Origin of the sequence: Dactylosporangium sp. CA-233914 (genome assembly GCF_050942935.1) — a bacterium.
Taxonomy (GTDB): domain Bacteria; phylum Actinomycetota; class Actinomycetes; order Mycobacteriales; family Micromonosporaceae; genus Dactylosporangium.
In genome coordinates, this window is record NZ_CP192030.1 from 3,924,892 (window position 1) to 3,948,153 (window position 23,262).

The window sequence follows — 23,262 nt, forward strand, 5'->3', positions numbered from 1 at the left end:
GTTCAGGCCGCTAGCCTCGGGTCCTGTGGGGTGCCAGGACTCCGTCCATAACGTGTGACCTGGGCTGCTTCACGGTGTGTGCCTGCCCCGCTGGTAACCAGCTGGGAACGGGCATACCGACATCGGTGAAAGCGTTCGCCGGTAGCAACTCCGGGTGCTTGTAGATCGACCACGTGCACGATGAGCGTCCCGGAGTATGGGCGTCGCCGAACGTCGGAGGCTCGACCACGCGCAGCGGAAACCCGAGGTGGACGATAGGTGCCCGCTGTTGCAGCTGACAGCAGTGCGCGCAGTACAGGCAGACCCCCTTCGTGCGCCACGCCCAGTCGTGCTCCTCGGTGGTGAACCGCCGGGTGTCCTGGGAGCCGGTCGGTTCTGAGGTCGGATAGGTCCGGCCCCCGGAGCCGCACGGTGCGAACTGGACCACCCAGCGGTCGTCCTCCTCCCGCACGTCGAACGTGCCGTCCCGGCCCGGGCCGCACAAGTGTCCGCGAGTGGCTTCGAAGATGTCGAGGAGGAGTCGTTCTACTGAGCGCTGCCACGGCTGTCGCTCAGCGGCGTACTTGTGCCTGATGCCGGTGTAGTAGTGGCCGAGCAGCGCGTCCCACAGGCTGCCGACGACCGATTCCCCGAGGTGCTCGGCTCCGAGTGCGAGCAGTTCCGTCAGGTGGTCGGTGGCCGGGTCGTGGGCGGCGAGCCAGGTTGCGCGCGCCCGCTCGAGTGCGGCGCCCGCGAACTCGAGATCGCCGGACACGGCGTGCTCGCCGACCTCGTCGATCAGCGCGAGGTAGCGGCGCCAGCCACACACGAGGTCCTTCAGCACCATGTCCGCGCGCCCGCGCGCCGGCGTCAAAGCCGCTGCCTCGACACCGAGCGCGTCCAGCAACGCAGGGAGTTCGACGAGCCAGAGCGCGTAGAGGTCATATGCCTCTTGCGCCTCCTGAACGGTGAGCCGAGCCAGTGCGCGAGCGTCATCGACTCGGCCGGCGGTCAGCGCCTCGTGCGCGAGTTGGTACGACGAGCGGCCCTGCGCCGTCCAAGGGTCGGCACGGACATTGTGTCCCAGGAGGTCGCTGTACCGGATCGCGTCCGATCCCACAGGTCAGCCCCGCTCGAAGAGCCGCCGACGCTCCCAGTCGGTGACCGTCTCCGACAAGAACGCGATCTCCTCCTCGCGTCCGACGGCGAGCAGGTGGTGGTGCGCCTCAGTTCCCAGACCGTCACGCACCGCCTTGCTGTTCTCGAACAGCGAGAGGGCCGCGGGCAGGGAGGTCGGCAGCATGGGCAGGTCGGTCCGGCTGTACACATCGCCGGTCTCCAGGTGCGGCATCGCGGCCTCGGTCTCGATGCCGCCGGCCCCACCCAGTGCCACCGCCGCGAGGGCGACATAGGGGTTGACGTCGGCGCCCGGCACTCGGTTCTCGACCCGGCGGTGCTTGCCCAAGCCCACGACGCGCAGGCTGCACGTGCGGTTGTTGTCGCCGACGGCGATGGTCGTCGGCGCGAACGAGTGGGGCCGGAAGCGTCGGTAGGAGTTGATGTGCGGCGCGTACATCAATGTCGACTCGGCCATATGGGCCGCAACGCCACCGACGAAGGCGTCGAACCGCTTGTCCTCGCCCAGCGGGGCTGTGGTGTCTGCGTCCCAGAGACTCACGTGGACGTGACAGGAGTTGCCTTCGTCGCCGATCATCCATTTCGCCATGAAGGTCGCGGACACGCCCAACCTGGTCGCGATGCTCTTCACCCCGAACTTGTAGAGGAAGTGCCGGTCGGCCATCTCCAGGGCTGTGGTGTGCTTGAGGTTGATCTCGTGCTGCCCGCGCCCGTACTCGTTCGCGTAGCCCTCCACCTCGATGCCCGCCTGGTCCATCTGGCTTATGACCGCGTCGATGAACGCCTCGGACTTGAGGGCTTCCAGAGCATCGTATGCGGCGTGGTAGCGGCTCGACGGAGTCAGCGTTGTGTAGCCGTTCCTCCAGGCGTCCTCGTAGCTTTCGGTGAACAAGTTGAACTCGAGTTCCGTGGCGGCCTGGAGCTGAACACCAAGTGCCTCGAGGCGGGCGAGTTGCCGCTTGAGCATCTGGCGCGGCGCGATGTCCAGCGGCCTGCCCTCCGCATCGGCCGGGTCGCAGATGATGACCGGCGTGCGCGGCAGCCATGGGAGCAATCGGGCGGTCGACAGGTCGGGAACCAGTGGCACATCAGGGACGCCCGCTGCCATCCCGCCGACGTGGACCAGGCCGGCACGGACGTTCTGCTCGATGTCGATGCCCCACAGCATGAGCGGCACCCGGATCGCCAGCGGATCGTCGATGGCCTGGAGAATCCGGGCACCCGGAACGCGTTCGCCCAAGCATCGGCCGGCGTTGTCGGGAGTGACCAGCAGGACGGCATCGATCGCGCCCGACCTGATGCTCTCGATCAGCCGGTCGATGGGGACGGGCCCGAACGGTAACTGCGACCCGGTCGAGGTGTCGCGGAATCCGTTGAGCGATGTGGCGGACGAAGTCACCGTTGTCTCCCTGTCCCCTCGAACAAAAACAACCTATTGGGCGAGTCAATAGACCTTATGCTAGTGAGCCATCGATCACAGTGTCAAGGTTCGGGTTCACGATGAGGACTGGGTCCGCTACCTCGACCAACTCCACCCCAGCTGGCCACTGCGCCGGTTCCTGGCGCGCCGGGGCCTGGAAGCGGGGCCATCTGCGCAGGCTATCAACGAGTTCCCCGTCTGGCCTCGTGCGCGGCTCGGGGTAACCAGTACCTGGGCTGCGGCGACCTCGCCGTTCGCCTGATGGCCGACCGCGCCAACGCCACTCGAAGGACCGACGCGCGGCCCGAAGCAAGCCCAGACTGTTGACATGGATCACAAAAGGACCCAATATCGAACCAATAGAGTGACACGTTGATCGAGCATCGGCGGCAGGCCGTACCAAGCTCATCGCCACCACCCACCACCGTAGCCCAGCGCGCTAACGAGGACCACCGCGCTCACACGAGTACTGGGACTGAAGACGGCGCCCAAAAAGCGCAGTCTCACGCAGCGAACGCTGATGCTCTGCTCACCATCTGGTTGCCCGGGCGGCCCACGTGAGGACCCCCGCATCCATCGACTCCGAATTGGAGTAGGAGCAAGGAGAACCAGCCAAATGTCCGCAACTACTGATCCCCAGGTTGGAGCCAGCTCCCAGGGCGACAAGGCCGCACTGCTCCATCGGGGTCTCGGAGTCGGCTCGATCGTCTTCATGGTGGTCGCCGCCGTCGCGCCCCTCGGTGCGGCCTGCGCGGTCATCCCCCTCGTCTTCGCACTGGGCGGCAACCCTACCGCGCCGCTGTACTTTATCGGTGCCGCGATTGTCCTGTACGTCTTCGCCGTCGGGTTCACGCTGATGAGCCGCCACGTGAAGAACGCCGGCGCGTTCTACTCCTACGTCCAGGCCGGCCTCGGTAAGGTCTCCGGCGCCGGGACCGCGTCCCTCGCACTGATCTCGTACACGATCCTGCTGATCGCCCTCTACGCGTACCTGGGCGTCGCTGCCTCCGCGGCCCTGGACCGTTACCTCGACGTGACCGTGAAGTGGTGGGTCTGCTCCTTCGCTTTCCTGGTCATCATCTCGTTCCTCGGCTACCGCGACATCGAAGTCAGCGCGAAGGTGCTCGGCGTCGCCCTCGTCCTGGAGGGCCTGGTCGTCCTCGTCGTCGACTTCGCCATCATCTTTACCGGCGGGGACTCTGGCCTCAGCGCAGCGCCGCTGAACCCGAGCCGTCTGTTCGACGGAGCTCCCGGCCTCGGCCTCATGTTCGCCTTCTTCGCGTTCGTCGGCTTCGAAGCTACCGCTGTCTTCCGCAGTGAGGCCAAGGAGCCCAAGCGCACCATCCCCAGGGCGACCTACATCGCAGTCGCCATTATTGGCGGGCTGTACGCGCTCACGTCGTGGGCGGTGGCGAATGGACTCGGCGTCGACCGGGCCGCCGCTGTCGCCGGTGGCGACCCGTCGAACGTCATGCAGGGACTCGCGAACCGATACGCTGGCAGCCTCATCGAGGACGCCGTCGTCATCCTCCTCGTCACCAGCCTGTTCGCCTGCTCGCTGTCGTTCCACAACGTCGTTGCCCGTTACCAGTTCAACCTCGCCAACGGACGAGTGCTCCCGGCGTTCATCGGCGAGGTACATCGCAAGCACCGGGCACCGTCCCGATCCTCGATCGTCGTGACGATCGCCTCGGCCGGTGTGCTCGGTGCTCTCACCATCGCGGGCCTCGACCCGGTGCTGGAGATCTACACCTGGCTCTCCGGTGCCGCCACCCTCGGCATCGTGGTGCTCATGCTGCTCACCAGTGCCGCCGTCGTGGCCTTCCACTGGCGCGGTAGGGGTCGCGACCCGGTGTGGAACTCGGTCGTCGCACCGATCCTGTCGTTCGCAGCGCTGTCGTTCGTCGTATGGATGATGCTCGACAACCTCGACCTCCTCGTCGGTAGCCGAGCCGCTGCGAACTGGGTTTGCGCCGGACTCGTCGCCTCGTTCGTGGCCGGTGCCGCGATGACCGCGATCGCAATGGCGACGTCACCGGAGAAGTATGCACAGATCCTGGAGAACTGACTTGTCACTCTCCACAAGGAGGTAGCGCCGGCCATCGAGCCCGTGGCTGGTGTCCGGACGAGGCGAGACGAGAGGGAAGCCAATGTCAGGTGTGAAGGAGAAGGTGATCGTAGTCACCGGTGCAGCCGGCGCCATCGGGCGGACGACTGCGGCAGCGCTCGCCGACAAAGGCGCCGTCGTAGTGGGCGTGGACGTACAGACGGGGCAGGACGTTGCCGCGGACTGGTTCGCCCAGTGCGATCTCACCGATGAGCGGGAGGTCGCGAGTCTGTACGCGGCGGTTGCCAGTCGCTACGGCAGGATCGACGGCCTGTTCAACAACGCCGGCGTCGTTCTGCCCGGCGACGGGTCGGTGCTTGAGGTCGGCCTCGACGCATTCACCCGGACGCTCGCGATCAATGTTGCCAGCGTCTTCCTGTGCTGCAAGCACGGGATACCTCATCTGGTCCGCAACGGCGGGGGGACGGTGGTCAACACCGCGTCGCTCGTCGCGTCGATGGGGTCGGCGGCGTCACAGATCGCCTATACCGCGTCGAAAGGGGCCGTTTTGGCGATGACCCGTGAGCTGGCTGTCGAGTTCGCTCGTCGGGGAGTCCGGGCCAATGCGCTCAGCCCGGGACCTGTCCAGTCGCCTTTGCTCGACAGCGTGTTCACCGGCGACGAGGTGGCCCGTCGCATGGTCCACGTGCCGGCAGGACGGTTCGCGCTCGCCGAGGAGGTGGCCGCGGCGGCTTGCTACCTCCTCGGCGAGGAGTCCAGCTACGTGACGGGAATCGAACTGCGGGTCGATGGGGGGATCACCGCAGCGTACGTGACCCCGGAGGGAGGACGGCCGCTGCCGGTGCTCGGTGGCGCCGGCTGAGCGCCGCTGGGACTGGACACCTGCGGGCTCAGCCCGGATCCGGAAGAAGTGCACCGTGCCGGCGCCGCCTCTCGAGATGGCGTTCATGGCCGCGGACCGTAGTGCCTCCTCTGAGGGCGACGGACCATCTTCAGGTAGGCGGCGCTTGTCATGACGATTCGGGCACGGCAGGTTGGGGCCGGGAATTGACTAATGGTATTTCCATTGGACCTATCATAGGATGCCCGCATGACTACACGGATCAACCGGCGCATGGTGCTGACACGACGCCCCGTGTGGACCGCCAAGACCGACGATTTCACCGTTGAGCAGATCCCGGTGCAGACGCCCGGACCCGGCGAGGTGCTGGTGCGGGTCGACTGGATCGCCTTCGATCCCGCGATGCGCGGCTGGATGAGCGAGGGTCCCTCCTACGCGCCGCCGGTGCCGCTGGGCGAAGTGATGCGGGCACACGCGGTTGGCGAAGTGGTCGCCGGTGAGGTGGCCGACTGCCCAGTCGGCACAGTGGTTTCTGGCAACTTCGGATGGCAGACCCATGTGATCGCCCGCCCCAGCCGCTCGGCGGTAGGACTGCTCGCGCACGTGCACGACGAGCGACTGGGTGTCCCGCTGGCGCACAAGGTGCCCGAGGACGTCCCGCCCACTGCTGCCTTGGGCGTGCTGGGGACGACCGGCCTGACGGCCTACTTCGGGATGCTCGAGCTCGGCCAGCCGCGTCCCGGTGATGTCGTGCTGGTCTCCGGCGCCGCTGGAGCGACCGGCTCTGTCGCCGGGCAGCTGGCGAGAATGGCGGGAGCCCGGACGATCGGAATCGCCGGTGGGCCGGAAAAGTCGCGATGGCTGACCGAGGTGGCCGGGTTCGACCACGTGGTGGACTACAAGAACGAGGACGTCCGCGGTCGGGTCGCCGAGATCGCTCCCGGCGGGGTGGACCTGTTCTACGACAACGTCGGCGGATCGGTGCTCGAGGGAGGGATCGCGAACATCGCGCAGCGCGGCACCGTCGTGCTGTGCGGAGGGATCTCCAGCGGTTACTCGGACGAGGCCACCCCGGTCGGGCCTCGCAACCTCTCCACCATCACGGTCCGCAGCTGCGTGATGAAGGGCTTCATCGTCACCGATTTCGCCGCCCGATTCGCTGAGGCCACCGCACGGCTGGCGGGCTGGGTTCGCGACGGCAGGCTGGTGTGGGCGGAAGACGTCCAGACGGGCGACGTAAGTCTGGCTGTGACCACAATGAACCGTCTGTTCGACGGCAACAACCTCGGCAAGCAGCTATTGCGGCTCGAGCACGGGGATGGCTGAGAGGCCCCGATCCGATGTCGTTCGCGGGCGCCCGTCCGTGCGTCGCTCCACTGGGCGGTGCGGCCCAAGGGGCAGCGGATCTACGCACCGGGACCAATTGCGGCGCTTCATCGAGGCCTGTTCTCACCGACCACCCCCGACCGCGGTCGAACACGACGCGGGAGAGACAGGGACGTCTGAGGTCCCCCAGCAAAGGAGATGCGAGTTGAGACAGATCGATCTCACGGGCAAGCGGGCCGTCGTCGTCGGTGGCGCAACCGGTATCGGGCGGGCCTCGGCCTACGCCCTGGCACAGGCCGGAGCCAACGTGGTGACACTGTCCCGGCGGAGCCGTGCGGCAAGCTTTGACGGGCCGTCGGAAGTCGCGGCCCGGATCACCCACCGCGCGCTCGACATCTCGCGGCGCGAGGACGTAGTCCGGACGTTCTCCCAGCTGGCGACCGGCGGGCTGGACATCGTGGTGCTGAGTGCAGCGGTCATCGAGCCCGCCTCGGCGGTCGACGCGGACGACGCGCTGTGGCGGCGCCACATGGACGTCAACGTCGACGGCACCTTCACGTGCGTCCGCGAGTCGATCCGGCACATGCTGGCTGCCGGCACCGCCGGAAAGGTGGTGGTGATCGGCTCAATCTCGGGCCTGGTGGGCAACCCCGGCTTCGCGGCGTACTGCGCTTCGAAGGGGTTGTGGGTGAACCTGACCCGGCAGCTCGCTCTCGACTGCGCACCACGGGGCATCAACGTCAACTCGGTCCTGCCCGGCTTCACGATGACTGATCTGGCGGACATCTACGACGACGAGACGAAAGCGACGATCGCGGCCGCTGTCCCCGCGAAGGTGTGGGCAGCGCCTGAGCAGATCGCCGACGCGGTCCTGTTCCTCGCCTCGCCGCTCGCCGACTACGTGCACGGCGTCAGCCTGCCTGTGGACGGGGGTTACGTCGCTGCCGGGCCGATCTGATCCGGTGAACCCGTCGCCTGAGCAGTTCCGAGCAGCATCCGACCCGAGGAGGAGTAATGCCTGCACTGCCTGTTCGCGCCTACACCGACCGACTGTCCTACGAACGCGGCGACGAGATCAGCGTCCACGTCAGCGCCGAGGGACGGGTTGGTGTCCGGCTCGTTCGGTTGAGGAGCTCGACCACGACCGATGCCTCGCTCGACCTTGATGTCGCGTGGACCGGGGAGGGTAGCTACAGCACGGCCCCACAGGCGACCTGCGTTGGTTCATTCCTGTTCGGTGCGCCGGCGAGCGCTGCGCCTTCGGCGTCCGCAACGGCCTCCCTCGGCGTGTTCGTCTGGTCCGGGAACGTCAAGGCGGCTGGTTCGCAAACGCTCATCGCCCTCGAGGACGAGCTGTCGCTGCAGCTGAGGGACGGTCGAGCGGTATTGGTCGACGAGCGTGCGGGCAACGTGCTCGCCGAGACGGACGTAGCCCTGGCCAACCATGAATGGCACCTCGTGGTCGGCTCCGTCGACACTGGCGGATCCAGGGTGTTCGTCATCCCGGTCGATCCCGTTCGTGGGATCAGCGCCCAGGCCCAGGGACCGTCGCCGGCCCGGCGGCTCGACCTGCGTGGAGCGGTGACCGTCGCCGCACGCTCGGGGCGAGCGGTCGAGTGTTCCACGGACGCGACGACGGGCCTCGCTGAAGAGCATTTCTCCGGCAAGATCGAGCAGCCGTTCGTCGCAACCACGCCAATGACCGCCCAGGACGCAACCGAGCTGGCCTCGGGCTCGCGTGACATCCGGTCCCTGGATCTCGTCGCCGCGTGGGACCTGGCCCTCCGGCACGGTGAGGATGTGCGGGTCGCCGCACCCATTGCGGATGACCAGCCGGCGGGCTGGCTCGTGAACGGCCCGGCCCGTGCCGTCACCGGCCGTACGTTCACCGGCAGGTGCCTGGACTTCACCCGAGTGCCCGACGAGTACGCCGCAGTGCACTTCCACTCCACCGACCTGGTAGACGCCCGGTGGACGGCGGTACTGCGTACGACGTTGCCGCAGGACCTGCCGAGCGGGGTATACGGCGTCGTCGTCGAGAACGACTCGGGCACTGACACCGTTCCAATCACCGTCGTGCCGAAGGCCACCGATCGTCGAGCGCGTGTCGCTGTCATTCTCCCGACCTTCACCTACCTGGCCTACTCCAACGAAGCGCTCTTCAACGGGCTCGACTACTCGGCGATGACGGACCAGGAGGTTGTCGTCGAGCCGGAGGACCGGGCGCACGTGGGCGACGCGTCGTTCGGGCTCTCCATGTACGACCACCACCTCGATGGGAGCGGGGTGATGTTCGCGGCGGCGCGACGCCAGATTGTCAACATGCGGCGCGGTTACCGCATGTGGATCGTCGACGCGGGGCGCGCGTTCTCCTCCGACATGTACCTCATCGAATGGCTTGCCCGCCGGGGTATCGACGTCGATGTGGTCACCGACCACGAGGTCCATCTCCGGGGTGCCGATTACCTCGCGCCCTACTCCGCGGTGATCTCGGGCTCTCACCCGGAGTACACCACGGAGGAGATGCTGGACGCGTTGACGTCCTACCGCGACCATGGTGGCGGGCTGCTCTACCTGGGCGGCAATGGCTGGTACTGGGTCACCGGCGTCCTGTCCCACGACGCCCTCGTCGTCGAGATCAGGCGCGGGCAATCCGGAGTCCGCTGCTGGGAATCGCTCCCCGGGGAGGTGACGCTGATGTCCACCGGCCTGCCGGGTGGACTGTGGCGCCATCGCGGACGACCTCCCCAGGAGCTCGTCGGTGTCGGTTTTGCGGCGCAGGGTTGGGGCAGGTCCGAGCCGTATCACCGCTCGGAAGCGGCAGCAGACCCGGCGTATGCGTGGATCTTCGACGGCGTCGACGAGGAGCCGATCGGTGCCTACGGGCTGGTCATGGGCGGAGCTGCCGGCGACGAAATCGACCGGGCGGAACCTGCCCTCGGCACTCCGCGGGGAACCGTTGTCCTGGCGTCTTCGCGTGGGCACTCGAACTTCTACCAGCGGGCGGTCGAGGAGATCGCCATGAATCTCCCCGAGCACGGCGGTGGGGAGCAGGATCCCGAGGTGCGGGCCGACATCGTCTACTTCACGACTCCGGGCGGCGGTGAGGTGTTCTCGACTGGCTCGATCGCGTGGTCCGGCGCGTTGTTGCACAACGACACCCGCAACGGGGTCTCACGCATGACGGAGAACGTCATTCGCTCCTTCGTAGCGCGACGCGAGCAGTCTTCCTCGCCGAGCACCCCGGACTGAACTGATTCCTTCCAGGTTGACCTGTGAGATCCGGCTGCCTACTTTAGGACTAAAGAGTCAGCCATTAGACTATCGGAGTAGCTTGTGCCGATCCATCCCGTCGCCCAGCAGCTGCTTGACGAAGCCAAAGCGAGCGACCGGCCCAACAGTCACCTGTTGCCGATCGAGGTCGCCCGTGTCAACTTCGAAGCGGCGTTCGGCGCTTTGCGGGTCGAGGAGATCCACGCCGTCGAGGACCTGGTTGCCCCGACTGCCGACGGTGAGGTGCCCGTGCGCCTGTACACGCCGATCGACGCCGGTCGTGAGCTCCCGTTGGTGGTGTATTTCCACGGCGGTGGCTGGCAGATGGGCAGCATCGCCTCACATGACGGCATCTGTCGCGCGATCGGGAACGCGTCGGGAGTCGCGGTGCTGAGTGTCGAGTACCGCCGGCCGCCCGAGAATACCTTCCCGGCGGCACCAGAAGACTGTTATGCCGCGCTGGCCTGGGCCGTCGACCACGCGGCGCGCCTCGGGATCGACGGCACTCGCGTGGCGGTCGCCGGCGACAGCGCCGGGGCCAACCTGGCCGCGGCCGTCGCTCTCATGGCGCGCGACCGAGGTGGGCCACGGCTCTCCTGTCAAGCGCTCATCTACCCCGCCACCACCTTCGACGTCGACCTCGGCTTCGATCTGGGCTTCGAGGGCTATGTGCTGTACCGCGACGAGCTGCTGTGGCACAGGAACGCCTACTTCGCGAAAGAATCCGACGCCTCCACCCCGTATGCCTCCCCCCTGATCGCGGACCTCACGGACCTTCCGCCGACGCTCGTCCTCACCGCGGAGTACGACCCGATCCACGCCCAGGGAGAACTCTATGCGGAGAGCCTCCAGCGGGCCGGGGTCGAGGTGCTGTTCCGCCGGTATGACGGCATGATTCACGGGTTCGCTCAGTTCCCGGCACTCTTCGAGCAGGCCGGCGAAGCCGTCGAGCAGGTCGCCAGGTTTGTCGACGACCATCTCAGGCGAGGCCGGGCGTGACCGAATTCGTGGGACGGACGGCCGTTGTCACAGGTGCCGGCGGAGGCATGGGGCTCGCGATCGCCCTGCACCTCGCCACTCAAGGGGCGAGCGTCGTGGCGGTCGATCTCAAGGATCCGCCGTCGGGCCTTCCCGATGGCGTGTGCTACCTCCGTGGCGACGTCACCGACCCCGGGCTCGCGCCGGCCGCCGTCGAGGAAGCCGCCCGTCGATCCCCGGACGGCGCCATCGACATGCTGGTCAACGCGGCCGGTGTCGCCTGGTTCACCGAACCTGGTCTCGCCCCGCCGCCCTTCCCGGACGGCTCGATCGTCGACCTTGAACCTGAAACGTGGAGACGCGTTCTCGACATCAACCTCACTGGTCCGATGCTCTTCGCTCGTGCTGCGCTCCCGGTGATGCGAGACCACGGCCGGGGAGCCCTCGTCCACATCGCCAGCATTGCCGGCCTGCGCACGGCTGATGGCCCGCTGGATGCCTATCAGGTCTCGAAGGCGGGGCTCATCAGCCTCTCCCGTGCCATCGCGGCGCGGTACGGACCGAACGGCATCCGCTCCAACACGGTGTGCCCGGGGGCGATCCTGACGCCGATGATCGCCGGCATCTACGAGCACGACCCGTCGCGGGCCACCTCCATGGCGGCACGCGTGCCCCTGCGGCGCGTCGGCTCACCTGGCGATGTCTGCGCGGCGGTGAGCTACCTGCTCTCCGACGCCGCGTCCTTCGTCACCGGAACCGACCTCGTCGTGGACGGTGGCTGGCTGACGAATCTGGGCTGATTCCCGGCGTGCGTGCCGGTTCCTGAGGTCCGCCCTGCGAGTCAGCGGTTGAGCCAGGACTCGATGGTTTGCCGGGTCTCGTTGATGTGGGCCGCCATCGTGGCGGCCGCGAGGTCTGCCTCCTTGTTCCGGATCGCCGTAAGGATGTCGGCGTGGTGGTCGTTGGCGTTGTCCTCGATGCGCCCGAAAATGGCCCCCACCGGTATCCACATACGGCTGCGCGCGTGAGTCACGGCCTCCACCAGCTGGTCGTTGCCGGACGCCCGCGCGACGCCGAGGTGGAACGCGGAGTCGAGGTGCTGGAACTCGGTGATCAGCGCTGTCGATGGCGTCTGTTTGGCCTCGGCGATCATGTCGCTCATCCGGCTCACGAGATCGGACAGCGGTGGCAGGTCCTTGGTGCGACGGCGTTGAGCGGCGAGTCGGGCGGCGGCCGTCTCGACGATCACGCGGAATTCGAATGCGTTGTGGACGGCGACCTTGTTCCGTCGGAGTTCACGCCGAGCCTCGGCGGCATCGTAGGTCGGCTCGAGGACGAGGAAGCCCCCACTGCGACCTCGCCGGACCGAGATGCGTCCCTCGCGCTCGAGAACCGCGATGGCCGAGCGCACGGTCGTGCGTGAGACGTCCAGCATCTCCGCGAGATCACGCTCGGGGGGCAGGCGGTCGCCGGGCCGGAACTGACCGCGATCCATGGACCGGCGGATCTGGTCGACCACCAGCTCGTGGGCCGCGATCTGCCGGATCGGGCTCAGGCTCGGCTGCTCGGCCACCGGTACCTCCTTCTGCTGACCACGCTACTCGACACCGCGGCGCGCGCTGTGGGCGCTCTGCTACAGCGTACGCCACGGAAATCGAAGGCCACAAAGCGACCAGGGAGGGAAAGGACTACAGGTCTTGTCTTTGGACCATTTAGATTCTACCGTTTAGTTGGCGACGGTTCGTCCCACGCGTCGGGCTGCGGTTTGCGCCAGACCAGCGCTCGCCGGCCTGGACCGCACCTCACGCCAACTTTTCAACGGAGGAGCGATGCACTATCCCCTGGTCGTCAACGACTTCCTCTACCGCGCTGAGCAGGTGTTCCCCGACCGGATCGCCGTCCATGACGAGCCAGGGCAGGACCACTCCTGGACGCCGGTCACGTACCGTGAGCTCGCTCGCCGGGCGCGCTCGCTCGCCGCCGCGCTGGACCACCTCGACGTCCCCGTCGGCGGCCGGGTCGCGATCCTGGCGCAGAACTCGGCCCGCATGCTCACGTCCTTCTTCGGCGTGAGCGGATACGGCCGCATTCTCGTTCCGATCAACTTCCGGCTCACGGCCGTCGAGGTCGAGTACATCGTCGAGCACAGCGGAGCGGAAGTGATTCTGGTCGATCCCGCGTTCCACCATCTCGTCGGCGGGCTCGACCGACCGCACGTATTTCGTTTCGGCGGCAACGACGCGAGCCTCTGGGAATCCGACGCCGAGCCGTCAGAGTGGCAGGCCGACGAGGCCGCCACCGCCACGCTGAACTACACCTCGGGCACCACGGCGCGACCCAAGGGAGTGCAGCTCACCCACCGCAACCTGTGGCTCAACGCGGCCACGTTCGGCTGGCACCTCCGGGTTGATGACGACGACGTCTACCTCCACACGCTGCCGATGTTCCACGCGAACGGTTGGGGCATGCCCTACGCGCTGACCGGGATGGGTGGCACCCATGTCGTGTTGCGCCAGGTCGACGGCGCCGAGATCTTGCGGCGCGTCGAGCGGCACGGCGTCACCGTGATGTGCGCGGCTCCCACCGTGCTCGCCGCCGTCCTGGAAGCCGCGAGCATGTGGCGCGGTCCTGTGCCTGGGCGCGACCGAGTCCGCGTCGTCGTGGCCGGTGCGCCACCGCCTACGCGGTTGATCGAACGCATCCGCGAGGAACTCGGCTGGGAGTTCATCCAGATCTACGGCCTGACCGAGACCTCGCCCTTCCTCACCATGTCGCGGATGCGTCAGGAGTGGAGGGATCAGGACGCCGCAGCGCAGGCACGCCTGCTGAGCAGGGCCGGGGCGCCCGCCATCGGCGTGCGCATCTCGGTAGCAGACGACGGTGAGGTTCTCGCCGCGAGCAACCACAATCTGCACGCCTACTGGCGCAACCCCGAGGAGACCGAGCGCGTGCAGGCCGGACGGGTTTTCCACACCGGCGACGGGGGGCGGCTCACCGACGGCTACCTCACCATCCACGACCGCAAGAAGGACGTGATCGTCAGCGGCGGTGAGAACGTCTCCTCGATCGAGGTCGAGGATGTCCTCGCCGGCCACCCGGCGGTCAGGGAGGTCGCAGTCATCGGCATCCCGGACGAGAAGTGGGGCGAGCTTGTCACGGCGCTTGTGGTAACCGCAGCCGAGGTCACCGAGGAAGAGCTCGTGGCGCATTGCCGGGAGCGGTTGGCCGGGTACAAGTGCCCGAAGCGGATCGAGTTCCGCGAAAGCTTGGCGCGCACCGCTACAGGCAAGCTACAGAAATTCAAGCTGCGCGAGCCTTTCTGGCGTGGGGCCCAGCGGCAAGTCAACTGATCCGGCCCGGCGCCGGCCTGCCAGGCGTGGAGTGGCGCCTCGGCGACGTGCCGGAAAGGGCCGAATGGCATGGCCAATGAGCGCTGCCTGGTCGGGGAGCGATCGAGCGCGAGGAAAGGACACCGTGAGCAGCAAAGTCATCGTCACAGGCGGCGGCGGAGTCATCGGGCGCGCCATCTGCGCGCGCCTGACCGCCGGCGGCTACGAGCCCGTCGCGGGCGATCTGGACAGTTCGATCCCGGAGGGGAGGGGAGCGTTCCCGTTCGCGTTCGTCACGCTCGATGTCACGTCGACGGACTCGATCCGCGCCGCCGTCGCCGAAGCCGTTCCAGCGGGGGAGGGGCTTGCCGGCCTGGTCAACTGCGCCGGCATCCTGCGGGATTCGTTTGTCGGTGAACTGGACGAAGCCCAGCTCGACCTGATGTTCCAGGTCAACATCGCAGGCATGGCCCGCGTGGTGGAGGTCACCGCCCCGCTGATCGACGATGGCGGCTCCATCGTCAACATCGGCTCGCTGACGGGGCACTTCGGCCGCTTCACCGGAGCGTCCGTCTACGGGGCCACCAAGGCCGGCATCGCGGCCTACACCCGCTACCTCGCTTCTGAACTGGCGCCTCGCGGCATCCGCGTCAACAATGTCGCGCCCGGCGTCATCCGGGCGCCGATGAGCCCATCGATGGCCCGGGTCTCAGGTGGTGAGGAGATCTCCGCCGGCTACGCCATGCTCAAGCGCATAGGCGAGCCCGAGGAGGTCGCCGAGGTCGTCGAGTTCTTCATCTCCGGTAGGTCCTCGTTCGTGACCGCCCAGACTCTCCTCGTCGACGGAGGTGTTGTCGCATGGTGACGGCGACTAGCGCCGGTGGCACCACCGCCACGGTCGAAGCTGCGAACGCCGAAGCCTTCGCCCGGCTCGACGCAGCAGACCCCTGGGTCGTCGACGTCGTTCCCGCCCGGAATGCCATTCCTGGCTACGCGGACAATCTGGTCCTCACCTCGGGTGCGCCGATGGAGTGGCAAGACTACGTCGGGGGGCAGCGTGAGGCGCTGATCGGCGGGGCGCTGTTCGAGGGGCTGGCGCGGACCCGTGCGGAAGCGATCGCGGGCTTCGAGTCCGGAGCCATCCGCATCGGTGCTTGCCACGACTTCGGGGCAGTCGGCTCCCTTGCCGGCATCTACACCGCCTCGATGCCGGTCTTCGTCGTCGAGAACCGCACTCACGGCAACATCGGCTTCTGCAACTTCTACGAAGGGAAGGAGCCACGGCGCCTGAACTACGGCTGTTACGACGAGGGGGTCCACGAACGACTCGTCCACGTCAACACCGTCCTCGCCCCGGTGGTCGGCGAGGCGATCCGGCGCTCCGGCGGGGTGTCGCTCAAACCACTCATCGCTCGCGCCCTGCGCATGGGTGACGAGGTCCACAGCCGCAATGCGGCCGCTTCCCTGCTCTTCAACCGTGAGATCCTGCCCGCTACCCTCGACATGGTTCGCGACGGCTTTCCCGGCGTCCGCGAGGCGATGGTTCACCTCGCCGAGAACGACTACTTCTTCCTGCGATTGTCGATGGCGGCGGCCAAGGCGTCGGCCGATGCTATGGTCGTGCCGGGCTCGACCCTGGTGTCGGCGATGGCTTTCAGCTGTCGCGGGTTCGCGATCAAGCTGGCCGGGCTGGGCGACCGGTGGTTCGAGGGTCCCCCACCGGTCCACGAGGGAAAGCTCTTCGCCGGTCACGCCGAGGACGAGATCACGTGGATGGGCGGCGAGTCGCCGATCACGGAGACGATCGGGCTCGGCGGGTTGGCCCAGGCGTGCGCCCTGACTCTGCAGGAGTACCAGGGCGGTTCCCCCGAGATCATGATCGAGCGCAACCGGCAGATGTACGAGATCACCCACGGTGAGAACGCGGTCTACCGGATCCCCCTGTTCGGTTTCCGGGGAACTCCCACGGCGATTGACGCGCGCAAGGTTCTCCGGACCGGCATCACCCCTGTGATGGACGTCGGCCTGGCCGGGCGGGACGGTGGCCAGATCGGGGCGGGGATCATCCGGGCCCCGCTCGAGTGCTTCGAGATGGCGATGGCCGCGTTCACCGCCGGCGACACGACCGGATAGGTACGGCGGGTGGGTATCGAGGGCGACGGCAGTCGGCCATCGCCCTTGACACTCCCCTTAAAGGTCGAAAGACTCAGCCTAATAACCTTTTGGACCGAATGGGGGTCAACCGTGAAGCCAAGCAACGAGACGTTCTTGCCCGGAACTGGTGCCCACGACGTCGCGATCATCGGCGCCGGGTTCAGCGGTATCGCCGCTGCGACGGCCCTGCTCAAGCAGGGCGTGGACGATTTCGTGATGTTCGAGCGTTCCGAGGAGATCGGTGGCACCTGGTGGGTGAACCGGTACCCCGGGGCCGAGGTCGATCTCGAATCGCACATCTACTCCTTCTCCTTCGAGCCCTACGACTGGACCCGCACGCACGCCAGCTGGCAGGAGTTGCTGGGCTACCTGCAGCTCGTCGCCCGGAAGTGGCGCCTGTACGACAAGGCACTCCTCAGCACCAAGGTGGCGACCGTGACGTGGTCGGAGTCGACGAAGACCTACTCGATCGACACCGCGGACGGCGTCACGTACGGTCCCTTCAAGGCCGTGATCTCCGCTGTCGGCTTCCTGAACACACCGCTGATCCCGCCCTTCCTGCGCGGCGAGACGGCCTTCGACGGCGACATCTGCCACACCTCCACCTGGCGGGATGAGCTCACTCTCAAGGGCAAGACGGTGGGAGTGCTGGGAACCGGGTCCTCAGCGGTCCAGATCGTCACCGAGGCCGAGCGGCAGGGCAGAGCGGTCAAGGTCTTCCAGATCGAACCCAACTGGCTCCTGCCCAAGGGGGCCCGCGACTTCACTCCGGCCGAGCGCCGTTGGAACCGCTTCCGGTTTGTCTACTACTATCGCCGCTACAAGCTCTACCTCGGCTACGACCTCCGGCAGCACCGAGCCAGCCACGCCAGGGTGGGCGGCCGGGTGAACAAGAAGCGCCAGGCCGACGCGGAGGCGTTCCTCGCGCGAGAGACCGCCACGCGGCCCGACCTGAAGAAGCTCCTCACGCCCAGCTTCTCGGTCGAGGCGCGCAGGACCGTCATCAGCGACACCTACTACCAGGCGCTGCTGAGCCCGAAGGTCGAACTGGTTCCGCACGCCGTCGCCGACGTGACGCCCACCGGCGTCGTCGACGCGCTCGGGAAGAAGCACGACCTGGACATGATCGTCCTGGCGACTGGTTTCGACGCGGCCAACTACCTGAGCACCTTCCGGGTCGTCGGGGAAGGCGGCCTCGACCTGCGGGAGCAGTGGACCGGAGGCGCCGAGGCGCTACTGGGTCTCATGACCCCGAACTTCCCGAACTTCTTCATGATCTTCGGGCCCAACACGAGCGGGATCCCGCTGGTGACCTACTACGAGGCGCAGGCGAAGTTCGCCGCGAAGCTCGTCAAGAAGCTCGCCACCGGCCGGGCGCGCAAGATCACCGTCAGGAAGGCGGTCCACGACGCGTACAACCGGCGCTTGCAGCGACGCCTCGCCCAGACGGTCTGGACCGAGGTGCCGAGCTACTTTCACGGCACCAGCGGCAAGATCATCAGCCAGTGGGGATTCAGTCCAACCTCGTACCTCGCGGGTACTCGTCTGGCCCGGTGGTTCGGCGTCAAGCTCGAGTGAGTACGTGTGGCGGTGTCACCCCTCACGGAGGGCGACACCGCCGCACAAGTTCGGCAAACGGCGTCAAGGCCCGATCGCGGGCCGCTGAGCTAAGTGATCCTCGGCGTCCCATTACTGCGTGCACCGCTGTCAACTGCAGCAGCGCGCTCCATCGAGCACCTCGGGATGCCGCTGCGGGTGATCGAGCCGCCGGTGTGCCCCGACGACGAACAGCCCGGCCGCAATGGTGCACCTGGTCCCTCTACAAAGACTCGGCGCTACTGCCGGGCGAGGCGTTCACCAGCGTCGGAGTCACCGCACCGTCGTGGCTCATTCGGTCACGACGGTCGTGACCTCTTCGCCGGCGGGCACTGAGGAATTCCGCGCAACGGATCGACTACTGACCGTTGTCATACGGGTGTGGGAACGGAATGGGCCGGTCGCCGGCTTGACCCGGACTCCTCACTGGGCCCCTCATACAGTGGACGGGGGCTGGGTCTTGATGATGGCTCCTGCGGTGCGGGTCGGGCTACGGTGTTGGCTTCCGGGGTGTCGGGTTGGGGTCAGCCGGTGCAGGCGTGCCCGCGCCTGGTGACGACAGGTAGGAGCCGGCGGTGGAGATGGTCGAGCAGCTCGTTTCCCGGACGGATGCCGCCTACCAGCGATGGTTGGCGTCGGTCACCGACGACGTCGTCGCCGATGGAGTGGTCATGTACTGCCTGGAATCCCTGCTGGAGAGCAACACGACCTACGGAATCGGCGAGTGGCTCACGGGCTACCTCATGATCGGCCAAGAAGGCGATCGGGGATTCTTCCTCAGGTGCGACGATGGCGGCGGCCCGGTGTTTTGGGCCGACCTGGGCGGTCTCGGCGAAGTTGACCTCGATGTTGCTGCCCCCGTGTTCGAGGTGTGGTTGCGTTCCGGTTTCGCCCTGCCACCCGACCCGGAGCCAGACCTGCCGCCAACCGCCGACGTCTATGTAGGCAGGATTCCGGTCGATGGAGTTCAGCTGCTGGTACGGGCAAGGAAGCTGCTGGGTGTGGATTGGCGGTTCGGGGATCTTAGGGGCCTGCTGGCCGCCCAACCGTTCCTGGCGGCGAGGTCAGCTCATCTGTACGCGCTGCGCCGCGACCTGGAATACGCCCCTGAATTGCGGCCATACCTGCTCTACGCCACCGACCACGGCCTAGAAGCGGTATGGCCGACCGACAGCCCAGAAAGCCGGTGACTTGGCACAAGTTCAGGTATCGAACCAAGGTCGTCTCTGATGACGGCGGATCGTATGGCGAGCCGTTGTGCGCACGGGGCTACTGACTGCTGTCATGTGGTGCGGCCGTGGTCGTAGTGCAGCAGCACGAGAGCTGCCGCGACGATTTTCCCGATGCGCCCGGGTGCAATGCTGACGTTACGCAGGGCGCGGAAGGTCATCTTCAGCAGCGCGTTGGCTCGCTCGCCGATGGCCCTGATCCCGTTGTGGGCCTTGTTGAACTGCTGCTGGGCTGAGCTGAGGTTGGCGTCCTTGGGCTTCTTGAACGCCACGGTGATGGTATCGGCCTCACCCTCGTGGCCGAGGTCACCCATTGCGCGTAGGTCACCCGCGACCTCGGTGAGCACGGGCAGGATCTCGGCATGGGGTGCGCACCGCGGTGGTGTCGTGCTCGCGGCCGGGACGCACATCGGAAGTCCACAGCGGCCACCCGTCCGGGGCGGCGACCACTTGGATGTTGCCGCCGTGGTTGTGGTGCTTGCCCGACCACCACAGGTCCACGCCGGGAGTCGGCCCAGGCGCGGAAACCCGGTCGGTCTCGATCAGGGTGCCGTCGATGATGACGTGGCTGTAGCCGGCGGCCTTGGCCGCCAGCAGCGCACCATGAAGGCTCGGGGCCTGTGCGGCGAGCATGTCGATGCCTTTATACAGGTAGCCGTACGCGGTGGACTTACCGATCGCGTTGTCGCGCGCCAGCTGTGCCAGGCGGGTGCCGTCGAGAAACCAGCGGATAACCAGTACGGCCTGCTTGAAACAGTCCAGTGCAGGGGTGCCAGCACGGGTACCTCGCCGCTGACGTTCAGCGTGCAGCAAACGCGAGACGAACAACACGGTCTCCTGCCGCACACTCAGTGTGGCGGTATACGTGACACTCATCCTCGACGCAGAACCCTATGAAGTTGATCTGTGGAAGGACCTCCTCGTACCCCGGTTCTGCGTCTCTTCGTTGCACTCACACGACTTCGGCGTGTCGGACGCCGCCACACCATCAACTACCGAACGTCACCGTCGCCTTGCGCGGAATAGCTCACTGACTGATCCGCCGGCTGGCCGGTCCGGCACGCGTCGACGAAGCCGCTCAGGAGTCGCAGCGCGTGCTCCTCGTTCGGCCACAGGATCTCGGGGTGCCACTGCACGGCGACCAGCGGGTGATCCCTCAGCTCCGCACCTTCCACCAGACCGTCGTCGGCGACCGCTGCCGCGACCAGTCCGCCAGCCAGCCGACGAACGCCCTGGTGGTGCTCGCTGTTGACGGCCAGTCGCCCACTCGTCCGCAGCCACTGCGAGAGGCGCGAACCTGGGGTCACGTCCACCGTGTGCAGCGGCCACGCGAGTTCCTCCTCGCGTAGCTCGTGGGTGACCGCGCCCGCTAGATCGCGCTTGAGGTCGGCATACAGGGTCCCGCCGAACGTCACATTCACCAGCTGTAGACCACGGCAGATCGCCAGCACCGGGATCCCGGCGGCGAGGGCAGCGCGCAGGGCGGTTTGCTCATTGCTGTCCCGGGCCCGGTCGACATCGCGGATCGCCGGGTCCCTGGGGTCAGCGCCGTAGGCCAACGGGTCGACGTCTGCGCCCCCGCTGATCACCAGGCCGTCGAGGTGACGTACGACCGCCGCGATGTCCTCATGGGGCTGGTGGCAGTCGATGGTCAGCGTCACCGCACCTGCCTCGACGAACCCGTGCAGCATGTTGCGCCACAGGGAGAACCGTTCCAGATCCGTCGAGGAGTAGGTGATGCCGATGACCGGTCGCGAGGGGCTAGCCACGATGCCGACGCCTCCTATTTACTATTGGTAGAGTCTTTGAACCTTTGCCGATATCATGGCGCCTATGACTGGACTCGTCAATCGACAACTGCGGCGCGCTGGACGAAGTGGCTGTCCCCGAGCCCGCCGCCGGCCAGGTCGTGGTGCGCGTCGACTGGATGGCCCGGCGATGCGCGGGTGGATGAACGGCGGCCCCTCACACACGTCACCGGTGTCCGAAGGCGGACCGTGATCGCGCACAGCAACTGCTGGCATGCCGGACCACCCAGGATGACCCTCGTCCGCCACCAGCGCACCCGTGAGCGGCACGCTGCGGTCCACACGCTGCTCAACCAGGGGTTCGGGCTGCTGGAGTGCGCCCGCCGCTTGGGCTGGGCGCCAGACGATGAAACGCTACGCCGCGCCGAGGAGGCGGCCGGCCTGCTCGCCCGCCGGCGCGGCCCAGCCGCGGCTGGAGGCGCGGGAGAGCGCCGCGACCGCTGAACAGTTGCAACGCCCGGCCCAGTACCGCCCCGGGTGGCTGGGCCGGTGAGCGCAGTTCACACCGGGGACCGGGTGGCGCATCGCCACGGCTACCCTGTAGTTCTCCGTCAGTGCCTCGTCCACGTGTCCTAGCTGATGCGACCTGGCCTGTTGTGGCTTGCGCGTGTCAGATGTCGAGCCGTTCGCGAAGGTCGGCGAGCGTTGAGCCGTAGGTCTCGAGGATGTGGGCACCCTCTGGTCCGACTGAGAAGACTCCGTGATCCGTGTAGACGCGGGTAACACAGCCGACGCCGGTGAGTGGGTAGGTACATGCCCGCACGAGTTTGGGGGAGCCGTCCTTGGCGAACAGGGTCATCATGACGAGCACCGTCTTGGCGCCGATCGCCAAGTCCATCGCACCGCCGACGGCAGGGATGGCGTCTGGGCGCCCGGTGTGCCAGTTGGCGAGGTCGCCGGTGACTGAAACCTGGAAGGCGCCGAGGACGCAGACGTCCAGATGGCCGCCGCGCATCATCGCGAAGCTGTCGGCGTGGTGAAAGTAGGCGGCGCCCGGAAGTTCGGTGACCGGCACCTTGCCCGCGTTGGTCAGGTCGGTGTCGACCGAATCACCGACGGCGGCGGGTCCCATACCGAGCATTCCGTTCTCGGTGTGCAGGATGACTCCCGACGCGGGGTTGAGGTAGTCGGCGACCCGCGTGGGCTGGCCGATGCCGAGGTTGACGTATGCACCAAGGGGGATGTCGGCAGCGATGCGGGCGGCCACTTCGTCGGGGGAAAGCGGCGCGCGATCCGCGTACTCCACGGTGGCCGGCTTGGAGGTGCCCGTCATCGCGCTCCCTCCACAGCGAGTTGGCGGGCGTGAGCGACGACCAGGCGGTCGACGTAGATGCTCGGTGTGACGACGTTCTCCGGATCCAGCGATCCGATCGTGACGATCTCGGTGACCTGGGCGATGACGGTCTTGGCGGCGGTGGCCATGACCGGTCCGAAGTTGCGGGCCGTCTTGCGGTAGACCAGGTTGCCGAGACCGTCCGCCTTGAACGCCGAGATCAATGCGACCTCGGCCTTGATTGGATACTCCAGAACGTAGGCGCGCCCATCAATTACGCGGGTCTCCTTGCCCTCGGCGAGTGAGGTGCCTACGCCCGTCGGGCAGTAGAAGCCCCCGATGCCGGCGCCACCGGCGCGCAGCCGCTCGGCGAGCGTGCCCTGAGGCACGACCTCCAGCTCGATCTTGCCGTCGCGGTAGAGCTGGTCGAAGACGTAGGAGTCGACCTGGCGTGGGAAGCTGCAGATGATCTTGCGCACGTGCCCCGCGGCCAGCAACGCCGCAAGCCCGACGTCGCCGTTGCCGGCGTTGTTGGACACAATCGTCAGATCCGTCGCGCCTTGCCGGATCAGGGCCTCGATCAATTCGAAGGGCATCCCGGCCAGGCCGAATCCGCCGACCAGGATCGTTGATCCGTCGGCGATCCCGCCGACTGCTTCGTCGGCCCTCTCGAAGATGGTCGCACTCACGCGAGGTCTCCCGCCGCAGCTGGCCGGCGCGCGCCCACTGACCCGTCGCCTGTACGCATGGATTTGATGCTCTCCCGCAGCGAGCTGCCGCGGGTGGCGGTGTTCGTTGTACGAACGCCAAACCGCGGCCGGTCGCGGAAGGGGACGGCGGGGGAGGCCGCG

19 protein-coding genes and 1 pseudogene are annotated in these 23,262 nt (G+C 67.1%); 13 read left to right on the forward strand and 7 right to left on the reverse strand.

What is annotated here, in order from left to right; genetic code table 11:
• Nucleotides 1-10 precede the first annotated feature (10 nt).
• Nucleotides 11-1,099, reverse strand: a complete 1,089-nt coding sequence (locus tag ACQPY0_RS17825; protein ID WP_432990177.1) for a hypothetical protein — start codon at nucleotides 1,097-1,099, stop codon at nucleotides 11-13.
• 3 nt (nucleotides 1,100-1,102) lie between these two features.
• Nucleotides 1,103-2,515 (reverse strand): glutamine synthetase family protein, encoded by a 1,413-nt coding sequence (locus tag ACQPY0_RS17830; RefSeq protein WP_432990178.1) that lies wholly within the window; start codon nucleotides 2,513-2,515, stop codon nucleotides 1,103-1,105.
• A gap of 637 nt (nucleotides 2,516-3,152) precedes the next feature.
• Between ACQPY0_RS17830 and ACQPY0_RS17835 the strand changes: the two genes are divergently transcribed.
• The 7 genes from ACQPY0_RS17835 to ACQPY0_RS17865 all read left to right on the forward strand — a co-directional run bounded on the left by ACQPY0_RS17835 (nucleotide 3,153) and on the right by ACQPY0_RS17865 (nucleotide 11,822).
• Nucleotides 3,153-4,604, forward strand: a complete 1,452-nt coding sequence (locus ACQPY0_RS17835) for an APC family permease (protein ID WP_432990180.1) — start codon at nucleotides 3,153-3,155, stop codon at nucleotides 4,602-4,604.
• 82 nt (nucleotides 4,605-4,686) lie between these two features.
• Nucleotides 4,687-5,466: an SDR family oxidoreductase gene (locus ACQPY0_RS17840; RefSeq protein WP_432990182.1), complete on the forward strand. Its 780-nt coding sequence runs from the start codon at nucleotides 4,687-4,689 to the stop codon at nucleotides 5,464-5,466.
• A 228-nt stretch (nucleotides 5,467-5,694) separates the two neighbouring features.
• The gene (locus ACQPY0_RS17845) at nucleotides 5,695-6,771 is read left to right on the forward strand and encodes an NADP-dependent oxidoreductase (RefSeq protein WP_432990184.1); all 1,077 of its coding nucleotides are present in this window, start codon (nucleotides 5,695-5,697) and stop codon (nucleotides 6,769-6,771) included.
• Nucleotides 6,772-6,976: 205 nt separating this feature from the next.
• Nucleotides 6,977-7,729, forward strand: coding sequence for an SDR family NAD(P)-dependent oxidoreductase (locus tag ACQPY0_RS17850; protein ID WP_432990186.1), 753 nt, complete (start codon nucleotides 6,977-6,979; stop codon nucleotides 7,727-7,729).
• Between the two features lie 56 nt (nucleotides 7,730-7,785).
• The gene (locus tag ACQPY0_RS17855) at nucleotides 7,786-10,023 is read left to right on the forward strand and encodes a N,N-dimethylformamidase beta subunit family domain-containing protein (RefSeq protein ID WP_432990188.1); all 2,238 of its coding nucleotides are present in this window, start codon (nucleotides 7,786-7,788) and stop codon (nucleotides 10,021-10,023) included.
• A gap of 84 nt (nucleotides 10,024-10,107) precedes the next feature.
• Nucleotides 10,108-11,043: an alpha/beta hydrolase gene (locus ACQPY0_RS17860; RefSeq protein ID WP_432990190.1), complete on the forward strand. Its 936-nt coding sequence runs from the start codon at nucleotides 10,108-10,110 to the stop codon at nucleotides 11,041-11,043.
• Nucleotides 11,040-11,822, forward strand: a complete 783-nt coding sequence (locus ACQPY0_RS17865) for an SDR family NAD(P)-dependent oxidoreductase (RefSeq protein ID WP_432990192.1) — start codon at nucleotides 11,040-11,042, stop codon at nucleotides 11,820-11,822. The genes ACQPY0_RS17860 and ACQPY0_RS17865 overlap by 4 nt, the downstream gene beginning before the upstream one ends.
• Nucleotides 11,823-11,863: 41 nt before the next feature.
• Here ACQPY0_RS17865 and ACQPY0_RS17870 read toward each other — a convergent pair whose 3' ends face one another.
• The gene (locus ACQPY0_RS17870) at nucleotides 11,864-12,595 is read right to left on the reverse strand and encodes a FadR/GntR family transcriptional regulator (protein WP_432990194.1); all 732 of its coding nucleotides are present in this window, start codon (nucleotides 12,593-12,595) and stop codon (nucleotides 11,864-11,866) included.
• 256 nt (nucleotides 12,596-12,851) lie between these two features.
• Between ACQPY0_RS17870 and ACQPY0_RS17875 the strand changes: the two genes are divergently transcribed.
• The 5 genes from ACQPY0_RS17875 (at nucleotide 12,852) to ACQPY0_RS17895 (ending at nucleotide 19,291) form a co-directional block, all read left to right on the forward strand.
• Nucleotides 12,852-14,372 (forward strand): AMP-binding protein, encoded by a 1,521-nt coding sequence (locus tag ACQPY0_RS17875; RefSeq protein ID WP_432990196.1) that lies wholly within the window; start codon nucleotides 12,852-12,854, stop codon nucleotides 14,370-14,372.
• 124 nt (nucleotides 14,373-14,496) lie between these two features.
• Nucleotides 14,497-15,216 (forward strand): SDR family NAD(P)-dependent oxidoreductase, encoded by a 720-nt coding sequence (locus ACQPY0_RS17880; protein ID WP_432990198.1) that lies wholly within the window; start codon nucleotides 14,497-14,499, stop codon nucleotides 15,214-15,216.
• Entirely contained in the window at nucleotides 15,210-16,484 is a 1,275-nt protein-coding gene (locus tag ACQPY0_RS17885) for a DUF1116 domain-containing protein (protein ID WP_432990200.1), read from the forward strand. The genes ACQPY0_RS17880 and ACQPY0_RS17885 overlap by 7 nt, the downstream gene beginning before the upstream one ends.
• Nucleotides 16,485-16,619: 135 nt before the next feature.
• Complete coding sequence (locus ACQPY0_RS17890) at nucleotides 16,620-18,083, forward strand: flavin-containing monooxygenase (RefSeq protein WP_432990202.1); 1,464 nt, start codon at nucleotides 16,620-16,622, stop codon at nucleotides 18,081-18,083.
• A gap of 593 nt (nucleotides 18,084-18,676) precedes the next feature.
• Complete coding sequence (locus tag ACQPY0_RS17895) at nucleotides 18,677-19,291, forward strand: hypothetical protein (RefSeq protein WP_432990204.1); 615 nt, start codon at nucleotides 18,677-18,679, stop codon at nucleotides 19,289-19,291.
• A gap of 92 nt (nucleotides 19,292-19,383) precedes the next feature.
• Here the strand turns inward: ACQPY0_RS17895 and ACQPY0_RS17900 are convergent.
• Nucleotides 19,384-20,206: pseudogene (locus ACQPY0_RS17900) on the reverse strand (HARBI1 family protein).
• 116 nt (nucleotides 20,207-20,322) lie between these two features.
• On the reverse strand, nucleotides 20,323-21,099 hold the full coding sequence (locus ACQPY0_RS17905; RefSeq protein WP_432990206.1) for a gamma-glutamyl-gamma-aminobutyrate hydrolase family protein: 777 nt from the start codon (nucleotides 21,097-21,099) through the stop codon (nucleotides 20,323-20,325).
• A gap of 270 nt (nucleotides 21,100-21,369) precedes the next feature.
• Here ACQPY0_RS17905 and ACQPY0_RS17910 point away from each other — a divergent pair, with 270 nt between their 5' ends.
• Nucleotides 21,370-21,582, forward strand: coding sequence for a hypothetical protein (locus ACQPY0_RS17910; protein ID WP_432990208.1), 213 nt, complete (start codon nucleotides 21,370-21,372; stop codon nucleotides 21,580-21,582).
• A gap of 166 nt (nucleotides 21,583-21,748) precedes the next feature.
• On the opposite strand, the gene ACQPY0_RS17915 is transcribed toward ACQPY0_RS17910, so the two are convergent.
• Together ACQPY0_RS17915 and ACQPY0_RS17920 are read right to left on the reverse strand one after the other, a co-directional pair.
• The gene (locus ACQPY0_RS17915; RefSeq protein WP_432990210.1) at nucleotides 21,749-22,411 is read right to left on the reverse strand and encodes a 3-oxoacid CoA-transferase subunit B; all 663 of its coding nucleotides are present in this window, start codon (nucleotides 22,409-22,411) and stop codon (nucleotides 21,749-21,751) included.
• Nucleotides 22,408-23,100, reverse strand: a complete 693-nt coding sequence (locus tag ACQPY0_RS17920) for a 3-oxoacid CoA-transferase subunit A (RefSeq protein ID WP_432990212.1) — start codon at nucleotides 23,098-23,100, stop codon at nucleotides 22,408-22,410. Before ACQPY0_RS17920 ends, ACQPY0_RS17915 begins: the two co-directional genes overlap by 4 nt.
• Between the last annotated feature and the right edge of the window lie 162 nt (nucleotides 23,101-23,262).

Bases quoted from the DNA above. Each gene is read 5' to 3' on its own strand.
- ACQPY0_RS17915 (WP_432990210.1), bottom strand. From the start codon at position 22,411: ATGACGGGCACCTCCAAGCCGGCCACCGTGGAGTACGCGGATCGCGCG.
- ACQPY0_RS17855 (WP_432990188.1), top strand. From the start codon at position 7,786: ATGCCTGCACTGCCTGTTCGCGCCTACACCGACCGACTGTCCTACGAA.
- ACQPY0_RS17840 (WP_432990182.1), top strand. From the start codon at position 4,687: ATGTCAGGTGTGAAGGAGAAGGTGATCGTAGTCACCGGTGCAGCCGGC.
- ACQPY0_RS17835 (WP_432990180.1), top strand. From the start codon at position 3,153: ATGTCCGCAACTACTGATCCCCAGGTTGGAGCCAGCTCCCAGGGCGAC.
- ACQPY0_RS17875 (WP_432990196.1), top strand. From the start codon at position 12,852: ATGCACTATCCCCTGGTCGTCAACGACTTCCTCTACCGCGCTGAGCAG.
- ACQPY0_RS17885 (WP_432990200.1), top strand. From the start codon at position 15,210: ATGGTGACGGCGACTAGCGCCGGTGGCACCACCGCCACGGTCGAAGCT.
- ACQPY0_RS17845 (WP_432990184.1), top strand. From the start codon at position 5,695: ATGACTACACGGATCAACCGGCGCATGGTGCTGACACGACGCCCCGTG.
- ACQPY0_RS17910 (WP_432990208.1), top strand. From the start codon at position 21,370: ATGACCCTCGTCCGCCACCAGCGCACCCGTGAGCGGCACGCTGCGGTC.